Origin of the sequence: Haliscomenobacter sp., assembly GCF_040403615.1 — a bacterium.
Classification (GTDB): Bacteria; Bacteroidota; Bacteroidia; order Chitinophagales; family Saprospiraceae; genus Haliscomenobacter.
The window spans coordinates 1-3,906 of record NZ_JBBAKG010000219.1 but is presented as its reverse complement, the minus strand read 5'-3'; the positions used below and the strand labels follow the sequence as shown (position 1 = coordinate 3,906).

Annotated in this window: 3 protein-coding genes; all 3 read left to right on the top strand. The window is 46.7% G+C overall.

Annotated elements, in window-relative coordinates; translation table 11 throughout:
• The first annotated feature begins 210 nt into the window (after positions 1-210).
• The 3 genes from ABW391_RS28870 (at position 211) to ABW391_RS28860 (ending at position 3,534) form a co-directional block, all read left to right on the top strand.
• Positions 211-393, top strand: a complete 183-nt coding sequence (locus ABW391_RS28870) for a hypothetical protein (protein WP_353485375.1) — start codon at positions 211-213, stop codon at positions 391-393.
• 85 nt (positions 394-478) lie between these two features.
• Entirely contained in the window at positions 479-1,627 is a 1,149-nt protein-coding gene (locus ABW391_RS28865; protein ID WP_353485374.1) for an LLM class flavin-dependent oxidoreductase, read from the top strand.
• A gap of 116 nt (positions 1,628-1,743) precedes the next feature.
• Entirely contained in the window at positions 1,744-3,534 is a 1,791-nt protein-coding gene (locus ABW391_RS28860; RefSeq protein WP_353485373.1) for an SLC5 family protein, read from the top strand.
• The last annotated feature ends 372 nt before the right edge of the window (positions 3,535-3,906 follow it).

The following is a 3,906-nucleotide window of genomic DNA, read 5'->3' as shown; positions in this document are numbered from 1 at the left end:
TAAGCAAAAAAAAATGAATTTTTTCATCTTTCTCTATTCCCTTCAACACATACCTATTCGCCATCCGATAGTATTCAATATCCCAGCCCTCATATATCCTGATTTCCGCGATCCATCTTTTCATCGCCCGAGTGGACACGTCAAAAGCAGCTGCCAATTCTGGAAATAAGTCCTCCAAAAACATAGATTTTTCCACAATTAACCTCAATTGTGGCAGGCACCCGGATGGTATTGCTTTCCGAAATAACAGTAACGAGCAACCGGTTTGAAGAATCCATCAACAAAACTACCCTGAAGCTAGGCGCTACCAACCTCCTGAATGAATATTACGCCCAGGGTTATGGTTTGGCACAAATTGGCGGAATGTATTATTTAACTTTGCGGTTTAATTAATAGCTAGTTAGAAGGTTCGGAGGTTCGTAAGTTCCAGATTTGGGAACCCGAATCTCCGAACCCACCAAGCTCTGAACCTAAAAAAATGATTAGGACAAGTGACCGCGTAGCCGAATTTTCCTGGTTTTGCGACCTTTGTGGTGGAGATACCGCGTACCTGGGGGTAGTTGATCAGGAACGCCGCAGTAATTTTCAACATTGTAAAGACATTTTATTGACCGCCGAAACAATGGGTTTCAGCAATATCCTTTTGCCTACCTCCTATGTAGTTGGTCAGGATCCAATCGCTTTTGCTTCCGCTGTTTCTCAACATGCAAAACGGATTAATTTACTGGTTGCCATTCGAACAGGCGAACTGCATCCGCCCATGCTGGCGAGGTCTCTGGCTACTTTAGATCATTTATTGGAAGGAAGGATGACCGTCAACATCATCAATTCTGAATTACCCGGCACCAAAGAAGATCCACAATTGCGCTACGACCGCTGCGCTGAAACGATTCAAGTGCTGCGCCAGTCCTGGACACAGGATCGCGTCCAGGTACATGGTAAAGTGTATGACTTTGAGGTGATTTCTGCACCATCCAAATCTTATCAGCAAAATGGTGGGCCACTGCTCTATTTTGGCGGTTTGTCGGATGGGGCCAAAGAAGTTTGCGCCGAGCACTGCGATGTGTACCTGATCTGGCCGGATACCGAAGCCAATCTCGCCTTTCACCTTGATGATATGCAAAAGCGTGCTGCAAATTATGGCCGCAGCATCGATTTTGGATTGCGCATCCACGTCATCGTGCGCGAAACCGAGGAAGAAGCCCGCGCCTACACCCACCAACTGATGTCGAAACTGGATGATGCCGAAGGCCAAAAACTCAAAGACCGCACCCAGGATGTAAAATCTTACGGAGTGGTCATGCAGGAAGCCTTGCGCGCCAAAGCCGATGATGAAGGATATGCTGAACCCTACCTCTGGACAGGCATCAACCGGGCTCGCTCGGGTTGTGGAGCTGCTTTGGTAGGCACTCCCGAGCAAATCATCGCCAAGATCAACCGCTACTTGGACATGGGTTTTCGGGCGTTTATCTTGTCAGGTTATCCACTGATTGAGGAGTGCAAAAAGTTTGGTGAGTTGGTCTTGCCGCATCTCCCCAACCTCAAACTCTCCGAGCATTATGGCCGCACACCAAAAGAGCCACCCATAACCCCTTTGACCACCGCTACTATCCTCGCCGGACAGTAGCAACCCACGACTTCAGTCGTGGGAGCCACACCGCCCCACCCCACGAATTCATTCGTGGGAACTTACGAGAACTTACGAGGAAATCTTCATGGGAACTTACACGCAAAACCAAAATCATGCTCAACACCCTATCCACCCTAGACCTCATCATTCTCATTGGCCTCGTTGCCCTGATGCCGCTGACCGGTATCCTGTTTAGCAAAAAAGAAGACAGCGCTGATTATTTCCTGGCGGGAAAAAGTCTGCGCTGGTGGCAGGTAGCCGGATCCATTTTTGGTACCAACATCAACTCTTTTCACCTGATCGGAATGATGGGGATTGGATTTTCGGTTGGTTTTGCGCAAGCGCATTACGAAATTCTGGCATTCGGTGGCGTGTTGTTGCTGTGCTATGTGTTTGTTCCCATGTTTCGCAAGCTGAATGTCTATACCTTATCGCAGTATTTGGAGTACCGCTACAACCCAACCGCCCGGGGTTTGTACACCCTCTTAATGATTACCCTCATCACGGTTCAATTGGTGGGAGGGTTTTACATTGGCAGCCAGACCCTGGTTTTTATGCTGGAGGGCACTCAATTGGAAATCAATTACCTACAGGGCATTGTATTGATGTGTCTGGTGACCTGTAGCTATACCATTTTTGGTGGATTGAATTCCATTGTTGCAACCGATAACCTGCAATCAGTAATGATGCTGATGGCAGGAATTACGGTTGCTGTGCTGACTTTTGCTCAACCTGAAATCGGTGGTTTTGCGGGGATGTTGCGCCTTGATGCCCAGCAAGCGCCCGAACTGCAAAAAATGCATCTTTATCTACCCAGTAATCACCCCAGTTTGCCCTGGACAGGGGTATTCACCGGATTGTTGATTTTGCATTTTTTTTACTATTGCAACAACCAATACCTGGTGCAACGCACGCTGGCAGCCGTTTCGGATGAAGAGGCCAAAAAAGGGATTCTTGCCGCCGCCGTACTCAAACTATGTATTCCTTTTTTCTCCATCACCACCGGTATTGCTGCTGCTTATCTCATGAAGATGAGGGCACCTGAACTGGAAATTGCCAATGATACTGCCTTTCTGGAACTCATTCGGATGGTTGTACCCGTAGGAAAAGGCTTGATTGGATTCATTCTGGCAGGTTTGACCATTGCCACCTTCAGTTCCATCGACTCGATGCTCAATGGTGCGACTACCCTTACCACCGTTGATTTGTACCAAAAATACCTCAACCCTCAAGCCAGTGAAAAACAAATCATTCGCGTAGCACGCCTGACAATCGTTTTTTTGGTGGTCATCACCGCCTTGCTGGCCATCCAAATTTTTGCCAGCCCTGACCCTAAAAGCAATTTTTTCCTAAAGGTTTCGGCCTGGGGCGGCTATTTCACCCAAGGTATTGTTGTGGCGTTCTTATTGGGGATCTGGTGGAAAGGGGCTTCTACTCGTGGCGCCATTGCGGCACTCATCGTTGCGCCCATTTTTGCCTTCAGCATAGAAGCCTATTACAACACCCATTGGGGGCTAAATACTGAAATTCAAGCCTGGTGGGGGTTAAAACTCAACTTTATGCATCGGGTTTTTCTCACCGCTGTATTTGCAACGGTTGTACACATCAGCCTGAGCAAAATTTTTCCTGATCAAAAGGCGGTTGATCCACAAATTTTGGCTCCAGCCCCACCCTGGAAATTCGTTTTGATTTTTTTTGCGGTTCAGTTGTTCTTTTTCCTGGTCGTGTACAATGGATTCCTATTCCACCAAATTGCGGCAGTTTTGGCAGCTTTGGCCACCGTTGGTGTTTGGCTGTGGGGCATCCGCGCGTTAAAACCCAGTGACAATTTATGGCAAGACAGTAGGTTTTACGCCAGTTTGGTCAATGGTGTCGTAGTGTTTCTGCTTTTTTATTTTCCTTAGGGGCGACAAGAAAATAAGTGTTCATTTTTGCCCCACTACTTAGTGCCCCGGCCACTAGGATATTGATTGGATAAGCGATAATCGAGGAGATGCGGGCATGCCATCATTATCACCAACAGCAATAAGGAACGAGAACAAAATAACTTCTCGCTTTATCTTCGCTCTTTCGAACTTATTCTTCCTATCTCTTTCGTTAAATTGGCTTGCTGTTCGCCTCTAAAGATACTCGACTAAGTTCAAAATAGCTTTGTTAAGGCAGGAACTTATAAAACTTTTACTTTTTTTACAACGACATAAAAAAAATAGATGCATTTAACAGCATAAAAAACAAGGCAGGCAATGAAACCCAAAGCGTATCCCCCGATTTTATTC